The 22,444-nt window shown below is 73.8% G+C and carries 22 protein-coding genes; 10 read left to right on the plus strand and 12 right to left on the minus strand.

Annotated elements, in window-relative coordinates; all coding sequences use genetic code 11:
* Positions 1-107: 107 nt before the first annotated feature.
* Positions 108-467, minus strand: coding sequence for an ArsC/Spx/MgsR family protein (locus tag ACQY0Z_RS14310; RefSeq protein WP_189896654.1), 360 nt, complete (start codon positions 465-467; stop codon positions 108-110).
* Positions 468-700: 233 nt separating this feature from the next.
* Between ACQY0Z_RS14310 and ACQY0Z_RS14315 the strand changes: the two genes are divergently transcribed.
* From ACQY0Z_RS14315 to ACQY0Z_RS14340, 6 genes are all read left to right on the plus strand, one after another.
* Entirely contained in the window at positions 701-1,015 is a 315-nt protein-coding gene (locus ACQY0Z_RS14315) for a hypothetical protein (RefSeq protein WP_254586136.1), read from the plus strand.
* Positions 1,016-1,185: 170 nt separating this feature from the next.
* Positions 1,186-2,448, plus strand: a complete 1,263-nt coding sequence (locus tag ACQY0Z_RS14320; protein WP_439812371.1) for a sensor histidine kinase — start codon at positions 1,186-1,188, stop codon at positions 2,446-2,448.
* Positions 2,445-3,122 (plus strand): response regulator, encoded by a 678-nt coding sequence (locus ACQY0Z_RS14325; protein ID WP_254586138.1) that lies wholly within the window; start codon positions 2,445-2,447, stop codon positions 3,120-3,122. Before ACQY0Z_RS14320 ends, ACQY0Z_RS14325 begins: the two co-directional genes overlap by 4 nt.
* Before the next feature lie 170 nt (positions 3,123-3,292).
* Positions 3,293-3,736 (plus strand): hypothetical protein, encoded by a 444-nt coding sequence (locus tag ACQY0Z_RS14330; RefSeq protein ID WP_189896661.1) that lies wholly within the window; start codon positions 3,293-3,295, stop codon positions 3,734-3,736.
* Between the two features lie 23 nt (positions 3,737-3,759).
* Positions 3,760-4,503, plus strand: coding sequence for an ABC transporter ATP-binding protein (locus ACQY0Z_RS14335; RefSeq protein ID WP_439812372.1), 744 nt, complete (start codon positions 3,760-3,762; stop codon positions 4,501-4,503).
* A complete protein-coding gene (locus tag ACQY0Z_RS14340; RefSeq protein WP_439812373.1) occupies positions 4,500-7,052 on the plus strand; it encodes an FtsX-like permease family protein in 2,553 nt (850 codons plus the stop codon). The genes ACQY0Z_RS14335 and ACQY0Z_RS14340 overlap by 4 nt, the downstream gene beginning before the upstream one ends.
* Before the next feature lie 5 nt (positions 7,053-7,057).
* On the opposite strand, the gene ACQY0Z_RS14345 is transcribed toward ACQY0Z_RS14340, so the two are convergent.
* Positions 7,058-7,318: an SCO2583/SCO2584 N-terminal domain-containing protein gene (locus ACQY0Z_RS14345; RefSeq protein WP_189896666.1), complete on the minus strand. Its 261-nt coding sequence runs from the start codon at positions 7,316-7,318 to the stop codon at positions 7,058-7,060.
* 156 nt (positions 7,319-7,474) lie between these two features.
* Positions 7,475-8,884 carry a type I glutamate--ammonia ligase gene (gene glnA, locus ACQY0Z_RS14350; RefSeq protein WP_189896668.1) on the minus strand — a complete coding sequence of 470 codons (1,410 nt, stop codon included), beginning with the start codon at positions 8,882-8,884 and terminating at the stop codon, positions 7,475-7,477.
* A 210-nt stretch (positions 8,885-9,094) separates the two neighbouring features.
* Between glnA and ACQY0Z_RS14355 the strand changes: the two genes are divergently transcribed.
* Positions 9,095-9,562, plus strand: coding sequence for an RDD family protein (locus ACQY0Z_RS14355; RefSeq protein WP_189896670.1), 468 nt, complete (start codon positions 9,095-9,097; stop codon positions 9,560-9,562).
* A 131-nt stretch (positions 9,563-9,693) separates the two neighbouring features.
* Here the strand turns inward: ACQY0Z_RS14355 and ACQY0Z_RS14360 are convergent, their stop codons facing one another.
* The 4 genes from ACQY0Z_RS14360 to lipB all read right to left on the minus strand — a co-directional run bounded on the left by ACQY0Z_RS14360 (position 9,694) and on the right by lipB (position 12,806).
* The gene (locus tag ACQY0Z_RS14360) at positions 9,694-10,398 is read right to left on the minus strand and encodes a DUF4191 domain-containing protein (RefSeq protein ID WP_189896672.1); all 705 of its coding nucleotides are present in this window, start codon (positions 10,396-10,398) and stop codon (positions 9,694-9,696) included.
* Between the two features lie 81 nt (positions 10,399-10,479).
* A complete protein-coding gene (locus ACQY0Z_RS14365) occupies positions 10,480-10,680 on the minus strand; it encodes an SCO2195 family GlnR-regulated protein (protein ID WP_189896674.1) in 201 nt (66 codons plus the stop codon).
* Between the two features lie 269 nt (positions 10,681-10,949).
* A complete protein-coding gene (gene lipA / locus ACQY0Z_RS14370; RefSeq protein ID WP_189896676.1) occupies positions 10,950-11,915 on the minus strand; it encodes a lipoyl synthase in 966 nt (321 codons plus the stop codon).
* Positions 11,916-11,987: 72 nt separating this feature from the next.
* Positions 11,988-12,806 (minus strand): lipoyl(octanoyl) transferase LipB, encoded by an 819-nt coding sequence (lipB, locus tag ACQY0Z_RS14375; protein WP_189896677.1) that lies wholly within the window; start codon positions 12,804-12,806, stop codon positions 11,988-11,990.
* A gap of 273 nt (positions 12,807-13,079) precedes the next feature.
* Between lipB and ACQY0Z_RS14380 the strand changes: the two genes are divergently transcribed.
* Positions 13,080-14,543, plus strand: coding sequence for a regulator (locus ACQY0Z_RS14380; protein ID WP_439812374.1), 1,464 nt, complete (start codon positions 13,080-13,082; stop codon positions 14,541-14,543).
* 502 nt (positions 14,544-15,045) lie between these two features.
* On the opposite strand, the gene ACQY0Z_RS14385 is transcribed toward ACQY0Z_RS14380, so the two are convergent.
* On the minus strand, positions 15,046-16,452 hold the full coding sequence (locus ACQY0Z_RS14385) for an NAD(P)/FAD-dependent oxidoreductase (protein WP_189896681.1): 1,407 nt from the start codon (positions 16,450-16,452) through the stop codon (positions 15,046-15,048).
* Between the two features lie 183 nt (positions 16,453-16,635).
* Entirely contained in the window at positions 16,636-17,574 is a 939-nt protein-coding gene (locus ACQY0Z_RS14390; RefSeq protein ID WP_189896683.1) for a TIGR01777 family oxidoreductase, read from the minus strand.
* Positions 17,575-17,647: 73 nt separating this feature from the next.
* Between ACQY0Z_RS14390 and ACQY0Z_RS14395 the strand changes: the two genes are divergently transcribed.
* Positions 17,648-18,139, plus strand: coding sequence for a GNAT family N-acetyltransferase (locus tag ACQY0Z_RS14395; RefSeq protein ID WP_189896685.1), 492 nt, complete (start codon positions 17,648-17,650; stop codon positions 18,137-18,139).
* Positions 18,140-18,175: 36 nt separating this feature from the next.
* Here the strand turns inward: ACQY0Z_RS14395 and ACQY0Z_RS14400 are convergent, their stop codons facing one another.
* On the minus strand, positions 18,176-19,360 hold the full coding sequence (locus tag ACQY0Z_RS14400; RefSeq protein ID WP_254586143.1) for a MarP family serine protease: 1,185 nt from the start codon (positions 19,358-19,360) through the stop codon (positions 18,176-18,178).
* A gap of 211 nt (positions 19,361-19,571) precedes the next feature.
* Here ACQY0Z_RS14400 and ACQY0Z_RS14405 point away from each other — a divergent pair, with 211 nt between their 5' ends.
* Positions 19,572-20,483: a peptidoglycan recognition protein family protein gene (locus tag ACQY0Z_RS14405; protein ID WP_439812375.1), complete on the plus strand. Its 912-nt coding sequence runs from the start codon at positions 19,572-19,574 to the stop codon at positions 20,481-20,483.
* 209 nt (positions 20,484-20,692) lie between these two features.
* Here ACQY0Z_RS14405 and ACQY0Z_RS14410 read toward each other — a convergent pair whose 3' ends face one another.
* Together ACQY0Z_RS14410 and ACQY0Z_RS14415 are read right to left on the minus strand one after the other, a co-directional pair.
* A complete protein-coding gene (locus ACQY0Z_RS14410) occupies positions 20,693-21,214 on the minus strand; it encodes a DUF4240 domain-containing protein (RefSeq protein WP_189896950.1) in 522 nt (173 codons plus the stop codon).
* A 198-nt stretch (positions 21,215-21,412) separates the two neighbouring features.
* Positions 21,413-22,399 (minus strand): helix-turn-helix transcriptional regulator, encoded by a 987-nt coding sequence (locus ACQY0Z_RS14415; protein ID WP_189896688.1) that lies wholly within the window; start codon positions 22,397-22,399, stop codon positions 21,413-21,415.
* Positions 22,400-22,444 lie beyond the last annotated feature (45 nt).

Raw genomic sequence — 22,444 nt, forward strand, 5'->3', positions numbered from 1 at the left:
CGCTATGTACGAGATACCGAACGCCCTTGCTCAACGGCGGACCCAAGTCGCCCAAGTGGTCTGCGTCACAGGACTGTTGAGCTGGGGTGTCGGCGGGACGGCGTGCGTCAGCGGGACAGCGCGTCCCGTACCGCGTCCTCCGTGCGGGCCACCACCGCCGAGCCGTCGTCCGCCGTGATGACGGGCCGCTGGATCAGCTTCGGGTGCGCGGCCAGCGCCGCGATCCAGCGGTCCCGCGCCCCGGCGTCCCGCGGCCACTCCTTGAGCCCCAGCTCCTTGGCCGCCGCCTCCTGCGTCCGGGTGATGTCCCACGGCTCCAGACCGAGCCGCTCCAGCACCTCCCGGATCTCGTCCTCGCTCGGCACGTCCTCCAGGTAGCGGCGGACGGTGTAGTCCGCCCCTTCGGCGTCCAGCACGCTGATCGCGCTGCGGCACTTGGAACAGGCGGGGTTGATCCAGATCTCCATGGGGCACACCGTACGCCGCACCCCTGCTTGTTCGAATTGAGGGGCCGCCCGCGTGTCCCTCGCGCATCACCCGCCCCGATGTCCCAAAACCCAATCTCACCTGCGCATTTGATGGCCGAAGCAGGCCTGCCGACTGTCAGTGGGGGCCCGTAGAATGGAAGCAGTGTTCGAGGGAATCGCCGAGGTCGCCGTGGACCTTGGACGACGGCCCCGACCGCGACAGGAGGATGCCCGTGCCCGCTGCCGCACTCAAGCCGAAGCCCCTGCCCGTCCAGTCCACCGCGAAGCGACCCGTCCTGCTCGAACTGCCCTGCGCCCCGGTGGAGAAGAGCCCGCTGCCGCCGGGCCGCCCGCGGGAGTGGTACATCACCCACAACCGCCGTCTGAAGGCGATGCGCCTCGCCATCGCCCTGCTCGACTCCGGCGTGTACCACCCGAGCCAGGCGCCCGACGACACGATCCGCGGCGCCGCCGAGCTGATCGGCGTCCACCCGCCGTCGGACACCACGTGCCACATGGTGCGGGCGCTGATGCGCTACAGCCGCTGAGCTCACGTCCGGTGCCGGGCGTCTCCCGCGCGGGGGCGCCCGGCACCGTCGTCCCCGCTCCGGCGCGGGCTGAGGCAGTATGGGCGGCGGCGGAGTGGCGCCACTCCGAAGTCACGTCGCCCGCACGGTACTTGCCCGGCCGTGCCCGGTGGAGGAGAGAGGCGGGACGGTTGACCGAGGAGAGCACGGTCCCGGGTCCGTGGATCACGCCGTCCGGCCGGTACGCACGCGTCCTCGGCCGCGCGGTCGACATCGCGCTCGCCCTGGCGGTCCTGGTCGCGGCGTACGGCTACGCCGGCGACCACGACCTGCTGCTGGGCGCCCTGATGGCCCTGGCCCTGCTGGCCCGCCGGACGCGCCCCGGCGCGGTGATGGCGGTCGTCATGGCGCTGGCCTTCGTGCAGTTCCTGCTGCACGACCCGAACCTCAGCTCTCCGCCGACGTACGCGCCGGCCGCGTACGACATGGCCGTGCTGTTCGCCATGATGTCGGCCGTCCACCACTCCCGGACCCCCTGGATGCCGTACGCGGCGGGCGGCGCGGTGCTGCTGGCGACGGCGGTGGCCTCGTTCGGTGTGCCGTTCCTGGGCCTCGACGGATTCGGCGACGGCCAGACCCTGCTGATCTTCTGGGGCCTGACGCTCACGGTCTGGCTCACCGCCTTCGCCCTGCACACCCGCCGCCTCTACGGCGAGAGCCAGGCCGCCCGCGCCCGGCACGCCGAGCGGGAGCAGGAGCAGCGCGCCCGGCTCGCCGCCGCCCGGGAACGGGCCCAGATCGCCCGCGAGTTGCACGACGTGGTGGCGCACAGCCTGGCCGTGATGATCCTCCAGGCCGACGGCGCGGGGACCGTGCTGCGCACGTCGCCCGACCAGGCGGAGTCCGCGCTGAGGACCATCGCCGCGACCGGCCGGGACGCCATCGACGACATGCACCGCATCGTGCGGGTGCTGCGCGAGGGCCGGTCCGAGACCCAGGGCGCGGGGGAGGAGCGGCGGCTCGTCACCCTCGACGAGATCGACGTCGTCGCGGACCGCGCGCGGACCGCCGGGCTGACCGTGGACCTCTCCGTCGAGGTGGGCGAGGGACAGCTGTCGCCGACGGAGGAGATGACGGCGTTCCGCATCGTGCAGGAGTGCCTCACCAACACCCTCCGGCACGCCGGTGCGGGGGCGCGCGTCGACATCCGCGTCCGCGAGGAGGACGGCACCCTGCTGATCGACGTGACCGACGACGGCGCGGGCGCCCTCGCGGGCCGGGCCCCCGTCGGTGAGTCCGGGGGCAACGGTCTGGTGGGGATGCGCGAACGGGTGGAACTCGCCGGGGGAGCCTTCGAGGCGGGTCCTCGGCTCGGCAGCGGCTGGCACGTACGGGCGTCGATGCCCGTGCGGACGAAGAACACGGTGAGGGATTCGGTGGGGACGGAGCGATGACGGGGACCGACAGGCCGATCCGGGTGGCCGTGGTGGACGACCAGCCGCTCATCCGGGCCGGCTTCTCCATGGTGCTGGCGGGCCAGGACGACATCGAGGTCGTCGGCGAGGCGGAGAACGGGCAGCAGGCCCTCGACCTGCTCGACACGGTCGACGCGGACGTCGTCATCATGGACGTCCGCATGCCGGTCATGGACGGCATCCAGGCCACCGAGCAGTTGATGCGCCGCGAGGCCCCGCCCGGTGTCCTGGTCCTCACCACCTTCGACGACGACGAGGACGCCTTCGCCGCCCTGCGCGCCGGCGCCGACGGCTTCCTGCTGAAGAACGCCCCCGCCGACCAGGTCGTCCACGCCATCCGCGTCCTCGCCGCCGGCGAGTCCGTGATCGCCCCGCGCATCACCCGGCTGCTCCTCGACCGCGTCTCGGACCGGCTCGCCCCGGCCAACGGCCAGTCGGAGCGCCTCGGTCTGCTCACCGGCCGGGAACGGGACGTGCTCGGCCTGGTCGCCCGCGGCCTGTCCAACGCCGAGATCGCCGCCGAACTGTACGTCGCGGAGGCCACGGTGAAGACGCATCTGGGCAACCTCATGGCCAAGCTGCATCTGCGGGACCGCGCCCAGGCCGTCGTCTTCGCCTACGAGTCCGGCCTGGTGCGCCCCTCCTCCCCCTGAGGGGGCAGAAGCCCCCGGCCGTCTGCCCCCTCAGGGGCAGACGGCGCCCCGCCCGGCGTACCGGATGAACCCCCTCCGATCTCGGATCCGTGGCCGATCCGCCGAAGGCCCCCGAATCCCAGACTTCTCAGTGCCGCAGAACGCGGCCGGGACGACACGGGAGGGACCCCATGGCCACCATCACCAGCACGCCCACGACGAAGCGGAACCGCACGCGCAACCGCCTGATCCTCGGCGCCGTCGCCGGAGCGGTCGTCGCCGCCCTGGCCGCCGGGGGCGCGTACTGGTGGCAGGACCGGCAGGAGCTGAGCCAGGCGTCCGCCGAGGACTGCCGGCTGGCGCAGCGCATCGTCACCGAGGGCGCGAGGACCGCCGCCGGACCGGCGCCGGAGGCGGAGCAGTGGTGGAAGGAGACCGGCGACGAGCGCCGCGCCACGATGGAGGACGGCTACCTCGGGGCGAAGATCTCCCGCTACGAGGGCTGGGCCCTGGAGACCGCGAAGAACCCCGCCCAGGCGCCGTCCGCGAAGGACGTGAAGAACCTCCAGGAGGACGCGCGGGGCCACTGCGTGGACTCCGGCGTCACCCTCACCCTGCCCCCGCTCGGCTCCTGACCGGCCCGGGGGAACACGTAGCCATGACCGCTCACGCCGCCGCGCGCGGCCCCGCACCCGACGACGTCATCACCACCACCGCCCTGGTGAAGACCTACCGCCAGGGCGCCGACGAGGTCCGCGCCCTCGACGGGGTGTCCGTCGCCGTCCGCCGCGCCCGGTTCACCGCCGTCGTCGGCGCCTCCGGGTCCGGCAAGTCGACCCTGATGCACTGCGTCGCCGGACTCGACACCGTCACCTCCGGCAGCGTCGTCCTCGACGGCACGGAGCTCACCGGGCTGACCGACCGGCAGCTGACCCGGGTGCGCCGCAAGCGCGTCGGGTTCGTCTTCCAGTCGTTCAACCTGCTGCCGCAGCTGACCGCGTACGAGAACTTCGTGCTGCCCGTCACCATGGCCGGCCGCCGCCCCGACCGCGAACGGGTGGACCACCTGTGCGAGGTCCTCGGCATCGCCCACCGGCTGTCCCACCGCCCCGCCGAACTGTCCGGCGGGCAGCAGCAGCGGGTCGCCGTCGCCCGCGCGCTGGTCGCCCGCCCCGCCGTGGTGTTCGCCGACGAACCCACCGGCAACCTCGACTCCCAGGCCGGCGCCGAGGTGCTCACCATGCTGCGCCGGGCCGTCGACGAACTCGGCCAGACCGTCGTGATGGTCACCCACGACCCGGCCGCCACCCGCTACGCGGACCGCGTGCTGACCCTCGCCGACGGACGCGTGGTGGGGGACGAGCACACCACCCCCGACGACACCCCGCGGGGGCGGCGATGACAGGCCCCTGGCGCGCGACCGTCCTGGGCTCCCAGCTGGCCGAACTCCTGCGCAGGCCGGGCCGGTTCGCGGCCACCGGGGTGTCCCTGCTGATCGCCGCGTTCGTGGTCTTCGGGGCCGTCATGACCCAGCAGATCGTCACCGCCACCGTCGTCGACCGGTTCCGCGGCACCCCCGACGCGGTGTCGCTGGTCGTCACGGGGAAGGACGCGGCGGACATCGGCAGGGCCGGTCCGGACGCGATCCGGTCGGCGCCCGGGGTCGCCGAGGCCGTCGGCCGGGTCGACGGCGGAGCCCCGGTCGGCGGAAGCGCCGCCGAACGCTACCTCGCCCTCGCCGCGGACCCCGGCTCCGGCGCCCTGGCGCGGGTGCGGCCGGTCGAGGGCAGCTACCCGTCCGGCCCGCGCCAACTCGCCGTCGACACCCATGCCGCCGAGGCGTACGGACTCACCCCCGGCTCGACGCTCACCCTGCTGCTCCCCGCGTCCGACGGCGAGAGCACCCTGCACGTCCCGGTCGAGGTCACCGGCGTCGTCCGCTCCGCCGCCACCGGCACCGCCGAACCCACCGGGTACGCGCCCGGCCCCGACCTGCTGCGGCTGCTCGGCATACCGGGCTACTCCCGCGTCGACGTCCGCACGGACACCCCCGCCGCGGCCACGGAGGCGGCGGAGCGGATCCGGCAGGCCGTGCCCGGCGCGGTCGTACGGTCCGGGGACGAGGTGCGCGACGAGGAGGCCCGCGCGGCCGTCGCGGAGGCGGGCGACACCCTGGAACTGGCCGGCGTGTTCCTCGCCGTCGCGGTCGGCGCGGCCGTGCTCGTCGCCACCTCCACCTTCCGCATCGTCTTCGCCCGCCGCGTACGGCAGTTGGCGCTGCTGCGCGCCGTCGGCGCCACGTCCAGGCGGCTCGCGGCGGCCCTCGTCGCCGAAGGCGCGGTGGTCGGCCTGGTGGCCGGCGCGGCCGGCGTGCTCGCCGCCTGGGGCTGCGCCCGTCTCGTCCCGCCGGTGGCCCGCCACTTGGGACACGACCTGTCCGCCCCCGCCGCGCTCCCGCTGCCGCAGGCCGCCCTCACGGTGCTCGGCACCGGACTCCTCGCGGTCCTGGCGGTCCTCGCCCCGTCCCTCACCGCCTCCCGCGTCTCCCCGCTCCAGGCGCTGCGCACCGCCACGTCGGGGGAGAGCACGGTGAGCGGCACCGGGCGGACCGTGCTGGGCGTGCTGTGCGCGGCGGGCGCCGTACTCCTCGCGTGGCAGCAGTACGCGGGGCTGCCCGAGCCGGGCGACACGGCGTACGACCGGTTCGCGGCACTGACCCTCGTGGTGGTCTCCGGCGGACTCGCCTTCCTCGCCCTGATCGCCCTGGGCCCCCTGCTGGTGCGGCCGGTGCTGTCGGCCCTCGCGGTGCCGCTGCGCCGCACGGGCGCGGCCGGGCGGCTGGCCGTCGCGGGCGTCGGGGGAGCGCCGGGGCGGGCCGCCTCGGTCTCGGTCGTGGTGGCGCTCGGCGTCTGCCTGGTCGGCTCGACCCTGACCTGCCTCGCGAGCCTGGACACCTACGAGCGGTACAAGCGGACGCTGGAGGCGCCCGCGGACTTCCGCCTGTACGCGGGGGAGGGCGGCACGCTGGACCGGACGCTCGCCGCCGACCTCGCCGCCCGCCCCGAACTGGCCGACGTGAGGGCGTTCCGTACGGCGGAGGTGGCCGAGGACGGCCGCACCGCGACCGTGTCCGACCTGGACCTCACCACCGTCCGCTCCGGGACCGGCCTGACCGCCCGCACCGGCGCCCTCGGCGAACTCGGCCCCGCGCGGGTCGTCGTGGACGCCGAGCACGCGCACCGCCTGGGCGTGGAGGCGGGGGACCGTGTGACGCTGACGTCCGAGGGCCGTTCCGTACGGCTCACCGTGGCGGCGACCCTGCCCGGCGCCGGACCCTACGGCGGCAACTTCTTCGTGACCCCGGCCGACCTCACACGCCTGGGGGCGGGCCCCGCGCCCACCCTGATCACCGCCGACGCCGCGACGGACGGCGCCGAGGGCCGCGCCCGCGCCCACCGGGCCGTCACCGAGACCCTCACCGGACCGGAACGCGGGGACGGCCGGGTCGTCGCCGAGGACGCGGCCACCCGCCCCGGCTCCGACGACGACCTGCGCACGACGGCCACCACCGTGGTGCTGCTCCTCTGCCTGACCGTCCTGGTCGCGGTCGCGGGCGTCGCCACCACGGCGAGCCTCACCGTGGTCGAGCGCCGGCGGGAGTTCGGACTGCTGCGGGCCCTGGGCCTGGGCGGGGCGGCCGTGCACCGCATGGTCACCCTGGAGTGCGCCCTCCACGGCGTGCTGGGCGGAATCCTCGGCCTGGCACTGGGCCTGCCGTACTCATGGCTGGTGGTGCGGGCCGCCGAGGTGAGCGCACCGTTCACCGTGCCGGCGGGGCAGCTGGCGACGGTCCTCGCCGCCCTCGTCCTGGTGACCGCGGCGGCGGGCACGCTCCCCGCCCTGCGGGCCTCCCGCACCCCGCCGACGGTCGCCGTCGCCCAGGGCGACTGAACGGGTCAGTAGGGGCCGACGTCTGCGTACCCGAGCAGAAGGATCACCGCGAGGACACAGCCGAGCACCAGGACCGTCGACACCCACGAGCGGTGGCGCCCCGCCGCCCCCCGGTGCTCGGGCTCGGCACGGAACGGCACCGGTCCGGGAGGGTTCTCCTTCCAGCGGGCGGCCAGCATCCGCGCGCGGGCCGAGGGCTCCTTGTGCGTGGCCCCCTCCGCCCACCGCAGATCGAACTCGCGCTCCTCGTCGTCCCGCTCGGACATCCCCGTGACCTTCTCTCGAACAACCGTGTCACTCCAAGCATCCCTCCCCCTGTACTTGGAAGGAAGCATTCCGGCCAACGCGACCGCCCCCGCCCCTGGACGGACCAGGGACGGGGGCGGCGGGAGAACCGACGCGTCGGACGCGCGGGAGTCCGGTCACACGTCGAAGTACAGCTCGAACTCGTGCGGGTGCGGACGCAGCTGGAGCGGCGCGATCTCGTTCTGGCGCTTGTAGTCGATCCACGTCTCGATCAGGTCCGGCGTGAAGACGTCGCCCTGGAGGAGGAACTCGTGGTCGGCCTCGAGGCGGTCCAGGACCGCGCCGAGGGAGGTCGGGACCTGGGCCACGTTCGCGTGCTCCTCGGGAGCCAGCTCGTAGAGGTCCTTGTCGATCGGCTCGGCCGGCTCGATCTTGTTCTTGATGCCGTCCAGGCCGGCCAGCAGCAGCGCCGAGAAGGCCAGGTACGGGTTGCCGGAGGAGTCGGGCGCGCGGAACTCGACGCGCTTGGCCTTCGGGTTCGAGCCGGTGATCGGGATACGCATGGCCGCGGAGCGGTTGCGCTGCGAGTACACCAGGTTGATCGGCGCCTCGAAGCCCGGCACCAGACGGTGGTACGAGTTCACCGTCGGGTTGGTGAAGGCCAGCAGCGACGGCGCGTGCTTGAGGATGCCGCCGATGTAGTAGCGGGCGGTGTCCGACAGGCCGGCGTAGCCCTGCTCGTCGTAGAAGAGCGGCTCGCCGCCCGCCCACAGCGACTGGTGGACGTGCATGCCCGAGCCGTTGTCACCGAAGATCGGCTTCGGCATGAAGGTCGCCGTCTTGCCGTTGCGCCAGGCGACGTTCTTCACGATGTACTTGAAGAGCTGCAGGTCGTCGGCGGCCGCGAGCAGCGTGTTGAACTTGTAGTTGATCTCGGCCTGGCCGGCGGTGCCCACCTCGTGGTGCTGGCGCTCGACCTGCAGGCCGGCCCGCTCGAGCTCCAGGGAGATCTCGGCGCGCAGGTCGGCGAAGTGGTCGACCGGCGGGACCGGGAAGTAACCGCCCTTGTAGCGGACCTTGTAACCGCGGTTGTCCTCCAGCGCACCGGTGTTCCAGGCGCCCGCCTCGGAGTCGATGTGGTAGAAGGACTCGTTCTCCGAGGTCTTGAAGCGCACGCTGTCGAACACGTAGAACTCGGCCTCGGGGCCGAAGAACGCGGTGTCGGCGATGCCCGTGGAGGCCAGGTACGCCTCGGCCTTCTTCGCCACGTTGCGCGGGTCACGGGAGTACTGCTCGCCCGTGATCGGGTCGTGGATGAAGAAGTTGATGTTGACCGTCTTGTCACGGCGGAAGGGGTCGACCCGCGCGGTGGACAGGTCGGGCAGCAGCGCCATGTCGGACTCGTGGATGGCCTGGAAGCCGCGGATCGAGGAGCCGTCGAAGGCCAGCTCCTCGGCCGGGTCGAAGGCCGACGCCGGGATCGTGAAGTGCTGCATCACTCCCGGCAGGTCGCAGAAGCGGACGTCGATGAACTTGACGTCCTCGTCCGCGATGAACTTCTTGGCCTCGTCGGCGTTCTGGAACATCCAGCTCCTCCTACTCCCGACCGTCCCGCCGGGGTGGTAGATCGTTCGTGCGGCCAGTGCGGGGGGCACACGCTGCACTCGACCCTAGGGACGGGTCATTTCTCGGGCGTGACCCGTTTGTTTCGCACAAGTTAACCGGCGCCTCTTTCACGGTAGCTCCGGCATACCCCGCCGTCTCCCGGTCATATCCGGTCGCAGTACCGTGGACGGGTGGACAACAGGCAAGCAATCGGATCATGGCTGTCCGGCCCCCGCGCGGCCATGGAAGAGGCCGGTGCCGACTTCGGTTACCGGGGCGAGCAGCTGGGGCTGCCGGAACACGGACCGGGCTCGATCGCACGCCCCGGCCGCAGGATCGGCGCCCTCGCCGTGGACTGGGGCCTGTGCCTTCTGATCGCATACGGTCTGTTCACCGACGGCTACGACGCCCGCACCGGCAACTGGGCGCTGCTGGTGTTCCTGGTGCTGAGCGTGCTCACCGTCGGCACCCTCGGCTTCACGCCCGGCAAGCGGCTCTTCGGACTGCGCGTGGTCGCCCTCGACACCGGCACGGTGCGGCCGCTGCGCGGTCTGCTCCGCTCGGTGCTGCTGTGCCTGGCCGTCCCCGCGCTCGTCTGGGACCGCGACGGCCGCGGCCTGCACGACCGGCTGGCCCGCACGGTCGAGATCCGCGTCTGAGACCGAGGCGCGCGACGGCACGAGCAGAGGCGCGCACACGGCACGAGGAGAGGCGCGCGACGGCCCGAGGAAGGGCGCCGGGAATCCTGGGATTCCCGGCGCCCTTCCTCGTGCGTCGTGGCCTGCGGGGCTCAGCGGCCCCGCTGACCGCCGCCCTTCGGCAGCTTCATACCCTTCGGCATCGGCCCCTTCGGCAGCGGCATGTTGCTCATCAGGTCGCCCAGCGCGCGCAGCCGGTCGTTGGTCGCGGTGACCTGCGGGCCGGTGAGGACGCGCGGCAGCTTCAGCATGGTGGTGCGGAGCTTCTTCAGCTCCACCTGTCCCTCGCCGGTGCCCACGATCAGGTCGTGCACGGGCACGTCCGCGACGATGCGGTTCATCCGCTTCTTCTCGGCGGCCAGCAGGCTCTTCACCCGGTTCGGGTTGCCCTCGGCGACCAGCACGATGCCGGCCTTGCCGACCGCGCGGTGCACCACGTCCTGGTTGCGGTTCATCGCGACCGCCGGGGTCGTCGTCCAGCCTCGGCCGATGTTGTCGAGCACCGCCGCGGCGGCGCCCGGCTGTCCCTCCATCTGACCGAAGGCAGCCCGTTCGGCACGGCGGCCGAACACGATCGCCGTCGCGAGGAAGGCGAGCAGGAAGCCCAGAAGGCCGAGATAGATGGGGTGCCCGATCAAGAAACCGATCGCGAGGAAGACACCGAAGGTGACGATTCCGACAGCCGCGAGTACAAGACCGATCTTCTTGTCGGCCCTGCGGGTCATCTTGTAGGTCAGGGCGATCTGCTTCAGTCGCCCGGGGTTCGCAGCGTCCGCTGCGGTTTCCTTCCTCGCCATGGCATGAAGTCTACGTGTCCCCCGCAGCGCCTTCGACGGCAGTGCCGGGGTCGGTCCTGAGCGGGCGGGGCGGGCCGGGGCTCAGAGGCGGGTGACGAGGCTCTGGTCGAGGACGCGCTGCGCCTCGACCCGGTCCTTGGCGCGGCGGCGGTCCTCCAGCACGGACGTCCAGGCGTTGCGCCGTGCGGTGCGCTGGCCGCCGCTCATCAGCAGGGACTCGACGGCGCGCAGAGCGGTGGTGAGGGACGGGATGGCGGTGGCGCGGACGGGCGCGGCCTGCATGGTGACGGTCTCCCTCGATGCCGGCGGGCAATGGTGGCGTGCGGTGATACCAGGGTCACTGCCTGGTGTTACCAGGGCGTGACCGACCGGTCAAACAGGCATGAAGCCTTCGCGACGGGGCCCGGGACGCCGACGCGGCCCCGGCCTGTGCCCTCAACTGGGAGGACGGCCGGGACCGCGTTCTCTCGGCCACTACCCGCGGGTAGGGCCTTGTGCGTGAATTCACAGCATGACGACGGGGAAGCGGGGCAGGCCCCGCACCGGCGTGCTCAGACCGCCTGGGAGGCCACGAACGCGCCGCGCTTCTCGATCGCCATTTGGTACAGCCGCCCCGCGCGGTACGAGGAACGGACCAGCGGCCCGGACATCACACCGGAGAAGCCGATCTGCTCGGCCTCCTCCTTCAGCTCCACGAACTCCTGCGGCTTCACCCAGCGCTCCACGGGGTGGTGGCGCACGGAGGGGCGCAGGTACTGGGTGATGGTGACCAGCTCGCAGCCCGCGTCGTGCAGCTGCTTCAGCGCCTCGCTGACCTCCTCGCGGGTCTCGCCCATGCCGAGGATCAGGTTGGACTTGGTGACCAGGCCGTAGTCGCGGGCCTCGGTGATGACCTTCAGGGAGCGCTCGTAGCGGAAGCCGGGGCGGATGCGCTTGAAGATGCGGGGGACCGTCTCCACGTTGTGCGCGAACACCTCGGGGCGGGAGGAGAAGACCTCCGCGAGCTGCTCGGGGACGGCGTTGAAGTCGGGGGCCAGGAGCTCGACCTTGGTGCGGCCCTCGGCGCGGTCCGCCGTCTGCGCGTGGATCTGGCGCACGGTCTCCGCGTACAGCCAGGCGCCGCCGTCCTCCAGGTCGTCGCGGGCGACGCCGGTGATCGTGGCGTAGTTCAGGTCCATCGTGACGACCGACTCGCCGACGCGGCGCGGCTCGTCCCGGTCCAGGGCCTCGGGCTTGCCGGTGTCGATCTGGCAGAAGTCGCAGCGCCGGGTGCACTGGTCGCCGCCGATGAGGAAGGTCGCCTCGCGGTCCTCCCAGCACTCGTAGATGTTGGGACAGCCGGCTTCCTGGCAGACGGTGTGCAGACCCTCGCTCTTGACCAGGTTCTGCATCTTGGAGTACTCGGGGCCCATTTTCGCCCGGGTCTTGATCCACTCGGGCTTGCGCTCGATGGGGGTCTGGCTGTTGCGGACCTCCAGGCGCAGCATCTTGCGTCCGTCGGGTGCGACTGCGGACACGACCGGCTCCTAGCGATTGATTCTTCGGCGTCGTCAAGCGTACGCCCGTGGATGTGAAAGCCCGGAGGGCCCTCAGACGCCGGACGTGGTGACGGCCGCGGGGGCCTTCTCGACCACGCGGGGCTTCAGGTCGGCGTTCTCCAGGACGTCCTTCAGGTGGCGCTCCACGACGGGCAGCACCTCCTCGATCGTGACGTCGCGGCCCAGCTCGTTCGCCAGGGAGGCGACGCCCGCGTCCCGGATGCCGCACGGGATGATCTTGTCGAACCACTTGTTGTCGGGGTTCACGTTCAGTGCGAAACCGTGCATGGTGACGCCCTTGGCGACCCGGATGCCGATGGCGGCGATCTTGCGGTCCTCGCGGCGCTGGCCGGCGTTGGACGGGGCGTACTCCGGGCCGTTGAGCCGGGGGTCGAACTCCTCGTCGTGCAGCCGCGGGTCGAAGTCCAGGGAGAGCCCGCCGAGGGAGGGGCGCCGCTCGACCGGGTCGCCGAGGACCCAGACCCCGCTGCGGCCCTCGACCCGGGTGGTCTCCAGGCCGAACTCCGCGCAGGTGCGGATCAGGGCCTCCTCCAGGCGCCGCACATGGGCGACCACGTCCACCGGGCGGGGCAGCTTCTGGATCGGGTAGCCGACCAGCTGGCCGGGGCCGTGCCAGGTGATCTTGCCGCCGCGGTCCACGTCGATGACGGGGGTGCCGTCGAGGGGCCGTTCGCTCTCCTCGGTGCGCCGCCCGGCGGTGTAGACCGGCGGGTGCTCCAGCAGGAGCACGGTGTCGGGCACCTCGTCGGCGAACCGCGCGGCGTGCACCCGGCGCTGCTCGTCCCAGGCCACCTGGTAGTCGACCGCCTCGTCGCCGAAGCCCATCCGGACGAACCGCAACTCACCCACGGCAAACGCCTCCCTCGAAGGTCGTCAGGCGCGAAACACGCCCACGCCACTGTACGACCGTTCGACGGACCTCCCGCTGTCGGCAGTCACCAGGGCTGCCCGCCCTCAGTCGTCAGCTTCGGACCAATCCTCACACGATCGGATGAATGGCCGTTGATCTCTGCGATCGGGTGCTCACTCTCCGCTACATTCGCGCCGACCACGAGGCCATAAGGGCTGCTCACAGGCAATCCGGACAGAGCAACAGCCGGAAGGCAGGAGACCGCACCGCAGATGACGGAACGACCCGCGCAGCGCACCCCCAACCGACAGCTCGCCGCGCTCATCGCAGAAGCGGGGTTCTCCAACGCGGGACTCGCCCGTCGCGTGGACCAGCTCGGTCTCGAACACGGGCTCGACCTGAGATATGACAAGACCTCCGTCACCCGCTGGCTGCGCGGACAGCAGCCGCGCGGGACGACCCCGGCCCTGATCGCCGAGGTCTTCACCCGGCGCCTCGGCCGCCGGCTCACCGCCCAGGACCTCGGCCTCGACGCCTGCGCGCCGGTCTACGCGGGCCTGGAGTTCGCGGCCACCCCCGAGGAGGCCGTCGACATCGTCAGCGGGCTGTGGCGCAAGGACTCCGGCAGCCACGCCGAGCTGCGGAAGATCGCGTTCACCTCGGCGGGCCTGGTGGTGCCCAGCCGCGACTGGCTGATCGGACGGCCCGACGAGAAGGTCGCCCGCGCCGAGCCGGTACGGGTGCCCGCCCAGGGCCGCCCCGCGGTACGGCCCGTGACGCCGGCCGAGATCGCCGCCCGCCGGCGCGGGGCGGCCGACCGCGCGCCCGGCTACCGCGTCACCGGCGGCGACATCGCCGCGCTGCGCTCCGTCGGCGAGCTGTTCCGCACCCTCGACGACGCCTACGGCGGCGGGCACGCCCGCCAGGCCCTCGTGCGCTACCTGGAGCACGAACTGGAGCCGATGCTGCGCGGCACCTACGGCGAGCAGATGGGCCGCCGGCTCTTCGCCTCCGCGGCCGACCTGACCCGGCTGGCCGGCTGGACCTCGTACGACATCGCCGCGCACGGGCTCGCCCAGCGGTACTTCGTCCAGGCGCTGCGGCTGGCGCAGGCGGCGGGGGACCGGGCGTACGGGGCCTACGTGCTGGTCACCATGAGCCGCCAGGCCGTCTACCTCGGCCACGGACGGGAGGCCGTGCAGCTCGCCCGGGTCGCCCAGCAGGGTGTGGGCGGCTCGGCGCCGCCCGCCGTCCAGGCCCTGCTGCACGCGGCCGAGGCGCGCGGGCACGGGGTGCTGGGGGAGGTACGGGCCTGCACGGCCGCGCTGGTGCGGGCGGAGCGCGCGCTGGACGCGGCGCGGCCGGGGGACGAGGTGCCGCACTGGGCGCGGTTCTTCGACGAGGCGCAGCTGGCCGACGAGTTCGGGCACTGCCACCGGGATCTCCAGCAGTTCCGGGCGGCCGCTCAGCACGCGGAGCGGTCGCTGCAGTTGCGGGGGCCGGGGTATGCGCGGAGCCGGCTGTTCTGCCGGGTCGTTCTCGCCACCGCGCGGCTCGGGCTGGGGGAGCTGGACCAGGCCTGCCAGCTGGCGGCGGAGGCTGCCGCGCAGGCGGCGGAGATGCGGTCGGTGCGGGCGGTGGAGTACGTACGGGACTTCGAGCGGCGGTTGGAGCCTTACCGCGACGCGGGGCCTGTGCGGACGTACCGGGACAAGGTGGCGACCACGTTCGCCTGAACGTGAGGGGGCCGTTGCGCACCTCGGCGCCGACGACGTGCCGGTGTCGCCCGTCAGGGGCGCGGGGAACTGCGCGCTCCGCCACGGACCACCCGCGCCCGGCGGGCGTTCGCGCACCTGGCGCCGACAGGGTGCCGCCTGCGCCCACCCGTGCCGCCCCGGGGGCACGACTGCCCGCAGTTGCGGCGTCCCTCAGGGACGTTGGGAACTGCGCGATCGGCCACGGACGTCCCGCACCCGGCGCTGCAGAGGTACGGCTGCGCCCACCCTCCCCCACTCTCGGCTTCGCGCGAGCGGGAGGTGCCCCCATCGCCCTGGGGGTACCTCCCAGGCCCTTGAGGCACCGGGGGAGGCACGAATGCCCGCAGTCGGCGGGGGCGCAAGCGCCCGTCAGGGGCGCGGGGAACTGCGCGGCCGGCCACGGACAGCCCGCGGCCGGCGGCCGTGTTGGAAGGCACCCGCCGAGGGTGTTCTCACCGTCGGCGGGTGCCGGTCTGAAAGGTCAGGCGGCCTTCGCCGTGGGCAGCGGATCCGCCGTGTGCATCGGGCGGGCCACGCCCAGGTCGGTCAGGAGCGCCGTCGCCGCGCGGTCCGCGGAGCGGAGGGCGCCCGCCACCGCACCGCTGTCGCGGTGGTCGCCGCAGACGTACAGGCCGGCCAGGAGCCGCACCGGACGGTGCAGGTCGTGCGGCGGGCGCATCGCCGGCACCGCGTCCGCGGTGTGCCGTACCGCCAGCGTCTCCCAGCGGGCCGTCGGCACCCCGTACAGCCGTGCCAGGTGCGTCCGCACGGCCGTGTCGGTGTCCGCCGTGGCCGGCCCGAGGACCGTGGAGGTCACCAGCGTGCGGCCGGCCGGGGCGCGCGACGGGTCGACCGCGCTGACGACCGCCGTGTGCGCCACCGGCCCGCCCCGGTCCGCGTCCAGCAGCAGCGAGGCGTCCGTGCCCGGCGGCTCGTCGGTGGTGTGGTGCACCACCGTCACCGGGTGGAAGTCCGGCACCCGCAGCCCCGGCAGCAGCTCCGCCGCGTCCCGCGCGCCGGTCGCGACCAGCACGGCCGCGCACCGGAACTCCCCGTGCTCCGCGGTGGTCACCGAGGTCGTGGAGACCGAGGTGACCCGGACCCCGGTGTGCACCGTGCCCGCCGGCAGCGACCGCGCCAGCAGCTGCGGCAGCGCCTCCGCCCCGCCCTCCGGCAGGCACAGCCGCCCGCTCGCGAAGTCCCGCAGCGCGAGGTCCGCCGACCTGCTGGACGTGGTGAGCTCCGGGTCGCACAACAGCGCGGCCAGCAGCGGGCGCAGGAAGCCGTCGACGGTGCGGGCGGGCAGCCCCCTGCCGTGCAGCGCCTCGGCGGCGGTCGTCTCCGGGCGGGCCAGCAGCCGCTCCACCGACGTGCCCGCCAGCCGGTTCAGGGCGGCGCCCAGCCGCGCCTGGTCCAGTGCCGTGCCCAGCGGGGCGCCGCCCCGGTGACGGGGCACGGACACCTGCCGTCCGGGCACCGCGGCCGGCCTGCGCGGCCCCGGCAGAGGGGCGCTCGCCAGGGCGCGCACCGCGTGAAGTGCGCCCCTCGCGCTCCGTGCGCCACGTGCGCGCCGGGTGCCCGGCTGCACGCCGGCGCGATGATGCCGTCCGTCGCTGTGCAGCAGGACGCCGGGGGCGAAGGGCCGCAGCACCAGGTCCTCCAGCCCTGGGGTGACGTGCAGTTCGGCACTGGCCGTGGACAGCAGCCGGCCGACTCTGTCGAGGCGGAAGCCGTCGACCTTCTCGGTCGCCGTGCGGCCTCCCACCTCATGGGCGGCCTCCAGGACGACGGTGGAGACTCCTGCGCTGGTCAGTCGACGTGCCGCGGAGAGTCCGGCCACCCCGGCTCCCACGACGACGACGTCCGCCTGGTACGTGGGCTCTGGCACGTGCCCCTCCTCGAGGTTGCGTGGGCGCTGGAGACGTCATGCCCTCAACAGGCCCCAGGGATACCCGAGTTCGGCTCGAGGTTAGGTCCGCACTCCGCCGTCGGGTCAGGCGCGCACGCACAGTGCACGGGCGCACGACGGTCGCATACGCGCCCCCGGCGGGCACGGCGCGGTGCAAGGGGATCAGAAGAGGTCGCCCGACTCCTGGTCCGCCGCCCCCTGCAGCGCCGCCCTGACCGCCCCTTCGATCCGCGGGAAGGCGAAGCGGAACCCCGACTCCAGCAGCCGCGTCGGCAGCACCCGCGCACTGCCCAGCACGTCCCCCGCCATCTCGCCCAGCACCGCCCGCAGCACCGGCGCAGGCACCGCGAACACGGCGGGACGGCGCAGCACCCGCGCCATCGCGGCGGTGATCTCACGGTTCGTCAGCGGCTCGGGCGCGGTGAGGTTGAACGGCCCCGACAGCCCCTCGGTCCCCAGGAGATGCCGCAACGCCGCCACCTCGTCGTGCAGCGCGATGTACGACCAGTACTGCCGCCCGTCGCCCAGCCGCCCGCCCAGGCCGGCGCGGAACAGCGGGAACAGCCTCCCCCACGCCCCGCCCCCGGGCGCCACCACGAGCCCCGTCCGCGCGAACACCGTCCGCACGCCCGCCTCCCGGGCCGGCGCCGCCGCGGCCTCCCACTCCACGCAGACCTGCGGCAGGAACCCCTGGCCCGGAGGCGCGCTCTCGTCCACCGCGCGGTCGCCGGTCTCGCCGTAGTAACCGATCGCGCTGCCGTTGAGGAACACCCGCGGCCGGGCGTCCTCGGGGAGCGCGGCGACCGCCTCGGCGAGCGCGGTCGTGCCCCGCACCCGGCTGGAGCGGATCAGCTCCTTGTACGCGTCCGTCCAGCGCCGGTCGCCCACCCCGGCGCCCGCCAGGTTCACCACCGCGTCGCACCCGGCGAGCCCCGCCTCGTCCACCGTCCCGCGGTCGGGGTCCCAGCGGATCTCGTCCGCCGACCGGGGCTCCCGGCGCACCAGCCGCAGCACCGTGTGCCCGTCCGCCGTCAGCGACCGCACCAGGGCAGAGCCGATCAGTCCGGACGCCCCGGCCACCGCGATCCGCGCATGTTCCATGGCGTCCATCCTGCCCCGGCCACGTGGGAAATCACGGTGAGCACGGCAGGCGGTGCGTCCTAGAGTGACGCGCATGCCGCAGCCACTCGTACGTCCCGCCCGCCCCGACGACGAACCCGCCCTGGCCCGCCTGGACCGCGAGTCCTGGTCGCCGCTGCACGAGGTGCGGCCCGAGCCGCCCGCACCCGACGAGCCCTTCTTCCACCCGACCTGCGGCCCGGACGCCCACCTCGTCGCCGAGCACGACGGACGGGTCGTGGGCTACGTCCGCCTCGGCCACCCCACCCCGATGCCGACCAACGCGCACGTCCAGCAGATCCGCGGTCTCGCCGTCGCCGAGGAGGCCCGCGGCAAGGGGACCGGCCGCGCCCTGGTACGGGCCGCCGTCGAGGAGGCCCGCCGCCGGGGAGCCCGCCGGATCACCCTGCGGGTCCTCGGCCCCAACACCGTGGCCCGCACCCTGTACGAGTCCGAGGGCTTCGTGGCCGAGGGCGTGCTGCCCGGCGAGTTCCACGTCGGAGGGCGCTACGTCGACGACGTCATGATGGGCCGCAGCCTCGTCTGACGCGGGCCCGCCCTACGAGAGCGCCCTCGGCGCGCCCTACGACAGCACCGGCTGCCCCGTGTCCACCGGCGTGGTCGCCGTCGCCGCCCGCGCGGCCTCGTCGGCGACCTCGTCCGCCGTCAGCACGTACCCCGTCTCCGCGTCCGACGTGGAACGCGCGAACACCACCCCGAACACCCGCCCGTCGGTGGTCAGCAGCGGTCCGCCCGAGTTGCCCGGGCGGACCGTGGAGCGGATCGAGTAGATCTCCCGGGTGACCGGCGCGTCGTTGTAGATGTTCTGCCCGCGCGCCTGCACCCGTCCCGCGACCGTCGCCGCCTGCAGGTTCAGGTCGCCGTCCTGCGGATAGCCCGCCACCACCGCCGCCGCGCCCCGCTCCGCGTCGTCGTCGAACGCCAGCACCGGCGCCACCAGGTCCGGCACGTACAGCACGGCCACGTCGGTCTGCGCGTCGAACAGCACCACCCGCGCCTCGTACGTCCGCCCGACGCCGCCCACCCGCACGGTCGGCTCGTCGATGCCCGCCACCACGTGCGCGTTGGTCATCACGTGCTCCCGCGCGTACACGAACCCGCTGCCCTCACGCCCCTGCGTGCCGGCCACGCCCTCCACCTTCACCGTGCTGCGCTGCGCCGCGAGTGTGGCGGCCGGCGTCACGTTGTCCCCGGTCGGCGCGGCCACCTCCGCGGTCGACTCGCTCTCGAACGGGTTGAACACCTGCGGGAAACCCGCCTCCGTCAGCGCCGACGTCGCCCGGGAGAACCAGGCGGGCGTGGTGTCCGGCATGGCGTCCTGCACCGCGCCCAGCAGCCGCGAGTCCCGGATCGCCGACGTCACCAGCGGCGACGAGGACGCGCCCAGCACGCTCGCCGCCACCCACGCCACGATCAGCACCGCCACCGCGTTCGCCGCGGCGCCGCCGGCCCCGTCCGCCACCCGCAGCGGGCCCCGGTCCAGCTCCCGGCGCAGCCGCAGCCCCAGCCGCCCCGCCAGCTCGTGCCCCACCACGGCCGGCAGCAGCACCGTGAACACGGCGGTCACCGTCGCCCGCGTGGTCCCCGGCGTCACCAGGTCCATCACCCACGGCAGGATCCACACGCCGACGACCGCGCCGCCCACGAAACCGGCCAGGGACACACAGCCGGCGACCAGTCCGCGCCGGTAACCGGACGCCGCATAGGCCAGGACGACCAGCATCAGCAGGATGTCGAGCAGATCCACGCACGCCGCCTTTCTCTCGGGACCACGACCCTCAGTACGGGGCCCGGGGGCCACGTGATCAGCCACGCGCCCGCCGGACGCGGGACAGCCGCCCGTGAGGCGCGCGTGCACTGGGGAAAACGTCACGCACCGGGACGATGGTTCCACCGGCCGTCCACCGACTGGCGGAGCAGACGTCGCGCGCCGCCGTGGCCCGTCCCACAGTGGGACCATGCGTGTCCCCAGGAGACCGCGCGGCGCGCGGAAGCCCCGCCCGGCCCGGATACCCGGCCGGCCCGGCTCCACGCGGCTGCCGAGAACGGTCACCGTCCCCCTCGGCTTCGTGCCGGGCGCGGCCGCCGCCGTCGTGCTGGTGCTGAGCGCCTACGGCGTCGAACGGGCCGCCGAGTCCTCCGACGCCCAGGCCGCCGCACGCCCCGCGCCCGCCTTCCACGCCCCCCGGCCGGACATCGTGCCGCGCGCGGCATGGATCGGCGACGCGGCCCGCGACCAGCCCCCGCCGCGCTACGACGACCAGGTCGTCGCCGTGTTCATCCACCACACCGACTCGCCCAACGGGTACGACTGCGCCGACGCCTCCGGCATCATCCGGGCGCTGTACGAGGGGCAGACCCAGGGCCGCGACTGGGACGACCTCGGCTACAACTTCGTCGTCGACCGCTGCGGCACCGTGTACGAGGGCCGCGCCGGCGGCGCCGACCGGCCCGTCACCGGCGCCCACACCCAGGGCTTCAACCACCGCACCGCGGGCATCGCCGCCCTCGGCACCTTCACCGAGGGCGTCGAGGTGCCCGACGCGATGCTGCGCTCCATCGCCGCCGTGACCGCCTGGAAGCTCGGCCCCTCCGGCACCGACCCGCGCTCCGAGGTGCGGCTGGTCTCCAGCAACGGCGGCAGCCGCTACAAGGCCGGCACCGCCGCCACCCTGCCCGCCGTCGCCGGACACAGCGACGGCTACATGACCGACTGCCCGGGCGCCGCGCTGCACGCGCGGCTCCCGGAGATCAGGGACCTCGCGGCCCGCCTCCAGGGCCGCGACGCCGCAACCGGCCCCGGCCGGGACACCGGCACCGACACACAGCGCGTCACCGTGGAAGACGACGCGCACGGAACGAAGAGCTGAGCCCATGAGCGACACCCCTGACCGAAGTACCACCTGGGCGGACGCCCTGCGCCGCCCCTGGACCGCCCTGGTCGCCGCGGCGGCCGTCGTCCTCGGCCCCGCCGCCTCCACGGCCTCCGCCCTCATGCAGGCCAACGCGGCCCCCCTGCGCCACGCGCAGAGCCCCCACCGGCGTCTGTGACGGGCGCCCGGCGCCCGCGCCCCGCGGCTCAGTCCCCGCGGAACCTCTCCCACAGCCGCGGATAGCGCGCGGCGAGCAGGGCCTCGTTCTCGAAGTCGAGCGGCGTGCCCTCCGGCTCCGCGGGGGCCGGAGGGAGGCCGAGGTCGGGCATCACCAGACCGGTGAGCTGCTCGTACGCCTCGTCGGCCGCGTAGCCCAGGTCCTCACCGTCGCCGTCGATCTCCTCGTCGAAGTCGTCGAGCAGGTCGGCGAGCGCGTCCGGGTCGTGCAGCGCGCCCTCGAACACCTCACGGCCCTGGCCGATGAGCCAGCACCGGAAGAAGTCGAAGGCGTCGTCGCTGCACCCGTCCAGCAGCACCCACGCGGCGCCCCACAGGTCCCAGCGGTAAGCACGCTGGTAGCGCGCCTCGAAGTGACGGGCGAAGTCCAGCACGGCCTCGGGATCCAGCCGCACGAGCCGCTCCACGAGCAGATCGGCCTGCTCCTCGGGATCCCCCTCGGCATCCTCCCGAGCCCCGTCCACCAACGCCCAGAACTCCGTCTCATCCATCACGAGACAAGCATCAACCCGCGCCCCGCCGGGGGCGCGGGGAACTGCGCAAAAGGGGGTCCGGGGGCGAAGCCCCCCAGCGCCCTGAAGAGGCGCGGGGAACTGCGCGAAGATGGGGGCTCGGGGGGGCGAAGCCCCCGAGGGACGGGACGGGAAGGGGCGGAGGGGGCGAAAACCCTGCCCGCACCCCACCCCAGCTCACCCCCGGTACAACCGCACCACCCTCTCCGCCTCGGCGGCGAAGAACTCCCGCAGAGAAGCCGGCGCCACCACCTCCACCTCCGCCCCCAACGAAGCCAACTGCCCCCGAGCCACCTCCTCCGACTCCACCGGCAAGGTGACGGTCACCCACTCCCCGACCCCAGGCGCAGCCACCCCCGCCAGCACCTCCCGAGCCACCCCCGCGTCCACCGCGTACGGCAGCCTCCGCACCCCCTCCGCAGACAGCCGCACCACCACCTCCGCCCGCAGAAGAGACCGCGCGAACTGCTCCGCCCGCTCCTCCCAGAACGCCGGCAGATCGAAGTCCTCCGCCCGCTCGAACCGCTCCTCGCCCGGCTCCACCGCCGTGAACCGGTCGATCCGGTACACCCGGAAGGAGTCCCGCCCCGCGACCCGCGCGCACAGGTACCAGACACCCGCCTTCAGCACGAGTCCGTACGGCTCCAGCTCCCGCTCCACCTCCTGCCGCCGCTCCCCGGACCCGCGCCGGTAGCGGGCGGTGATCCGCCGGTCGTCCCACACCGCGTCCGCCACGGCCGGCAGCAGCGCCGGCGTCTCGGGCTCCCGGAACCAGTTCGGCGCGTCCAGATGGAACCGCTGCGCCGCCGTCCGCGAGGCGTCCCGCAGCGACGGCAGCAGCGCCGCCGACACCTTCAGCCGGGCCGCCGAGGCCGCGTCCTCGAGGCCCATCTCGCGCAGCGCGCCCGGCACCCCCGACAGGAACAGCGCCTCCGCCTCGCCGCGGGCCAGCCCCGTCAGCCGGGTCCGGTACCCGCCGACCAGCCGGTAGCCGCCGATCCGCCCCCGGTCCGCGTACACCGGCACGCCCGCCTCGGACAGCGCCTGCGCGTCACGCGTGACCGTGCGCTCCGACACCTCCAGCTCCCGGGCCAGCTCGGCGGCGGTCATGGAGGGCCGGGACTGCAGCAGCAGCACCATCTTGATCAACCGGGCAGCACGCATGAGCCCATCATGCCCATCACGCGAGAGGCCCCCGCCGCCACGCGC

It is taken from the genome of Streptomyces sp. P9-2 (assembly GCF_051903975.1).
In the GTDB taxonomy this organism is placed as follows: domain Bacteria; phylum Actinomycetota; class Actinomycetes; order Streptomycetales; family Streptomycetaceae; genus Streptomyces; species Streptomyces cellulosae.